General features: G+C 36.6%; 1 protein-coding gene. It reads right to left on the bottom strand.

Annotated features, from left to right (window positions below):
• Positions 1-2,026: non-ribosomal peptide synthetase (locus EV144_RS24050; RefSeq protein ID WP_134151676.1), on the bottom strand; the 2,026-nt coding region annotated here is incomplete at both ends.

Raw genomic sequence — 2,026 nt, 5'->3', positions numbered from 1 at the left:
ATACTGCCTGATATCACCCTTATTATCTGCTTTGAAATATGTTCGTAGTATTTCATGACGATTTATTAAAAGCCTAAACGATTCTTCGAATTTATTGGTGTCAATATTTCCTTTTAGCGTAACTGCTCCGGGCATATTATACGCCAGCGAACCGCCTTCCAGCTGGCTCATTATCCACAATCGTCTTTGAGAAGCCGTTAAGGGATAAGACTCGCTTTCAGGTGCCTTTGGGATTGCGATATATTCACTCTCCTGCAGCTCTCTGCTTACTTCTTCAATAGTTGGATTTACAAAAAACAATTTAATAGTGATCGTTTTTCCAAACTGTTTATGGATTCTGTTCACTACCTGAGCTGCAGATAAACTGTGTCCTCCCAATTCAAAAAAGTTATCTATTATTCCGATTCTTTCAATTCCAAGTACTTCCTGCCATATTCTTACCAGTTTCTCTTCTGTCTCATTTCGGGGAGCTGCATATTCTCCATGAATAAGATCTTCTCCGTCTACTCCAGGTAAGGCTTTACGGTCGATCTTTCCATTTGGGGTAAGGGGTAACCCATCCAGTTCTACGTAAAACGCCGGAACCATATAATCCGGAAGTCGCTCCTGCAGAAAATCCCTTAATTCTGATTTATCAATACTGCCGTCAGCAGTAAAATAAGCAATCAGAACCTTCTCCTGATTGGATTCTTTTGCCTCTACCACCACTTGCTTTAAATCCCCGGAATACTGCAAAATTGTATTTTCTATCTCACCAAGTTCGATGCGGAAACCGCGAATCTTAACCTGATGGTCTTTTCTGCCCATAAACTCAAGGTTACCGTCAGAAAGCCAGCGGCCAAGATCGCCCGTGTCATACATTCTTTCTCCTTCTATAAAAGGATTAGGGATAAATTTCTCCTCGGTCAGTTCTGCCCTATTCAAATACCCTCTCCCCACACCTGCTCCTGACACATACAGTTTGCCTGTAGCTCCTATTGGCAAAGGATTTAAACAATCATCTAATATATAAATCTGGGTGTTGGAAATGGGCTTGCCAATAGGTAGAATTATTCTATCGCTATCAGTCTCTGAAACTCTATAACTTAAAACACAAACGGAACATTCTGTAGGACCATAATCATTATAATAGTCTATTCCTAATTTTGCAATTTCTAAAGCTTTACTTACATTCGGCAATTCGCCTCCAGTAGTAATGCATCTTAGTCCCGAAATATCCTCTTTAGATAATAATGCTAAATAACTTGGAGAAAGAGCTAGTACTGATGATTTTGTTACTTTCAAAAAATTTACAAACTCATCCTTATCTTTTACTGTTTCTTCACTTGGAATACATAAGGCTGCACCACTGTACAAACTCATCATAATTTCATAAACAGATACATCAAAAGCAGCAGAAGCAAACCATACCACTCTATCTTTATCTGTAATATTTAAAGACTGAATCTGATGTAAAATCATATTCACATTACTCGTATGTTCAATCATAACCCCTTTGGGCTGTCCTGTAGAACCTGAAGTATAAATGATATAAGCTAGGTTTCGAGAAGAAAACTTTATATTGATGTTTTCAGTACTATAATCCTCTAACCTAACTGATTTAATATTTATTATATCACAATTAGTAATTTGTAACTCAGAATTATCCGCAATCAATAATTTTAAACCGCTGTCCTGAATTAAAAAATCAATTCTTTCCTGTGGATAATGGGTATCTATAGGAAGATAAACTGCCCCCAGCTTTAAGATTGCCAATAAAGCGATAATGCTTGAATTGGATTTAGACAAAAATACACCTACAATATCTTCTTTATTAATAGCGTATGCAGAAGAAATATAATAAGCCAATTGATTGGACTTCTCATTAAGTTCCTGATACGTCAGTTTTGTTTCTTCAAAAACAACAGCTACATTATTTGGCGTTTTTCTAACCTGCTCTTCAAATAAATCTACGATTGTCTTGTCTCTCGGGTAATTTACTTCGGTATTATTGAACTCTAATAATAATTGTAATCTTTCTTTTTCG

The sequence above is a fragment of the Flavobacterium sp. 270 genome, from assembly GCF_004368785.1.
Classification (GTDB): domain Bacteria; phylum Bacteroidota; class Bacteroidia; order Flavobacteriales; family Flavobacteriaceae; genus Flavobacterium.
Note: the sequence above shows the minus strand (reverse complement) of the source record. Positions and strands in the feature narration are given on the sequence as shown.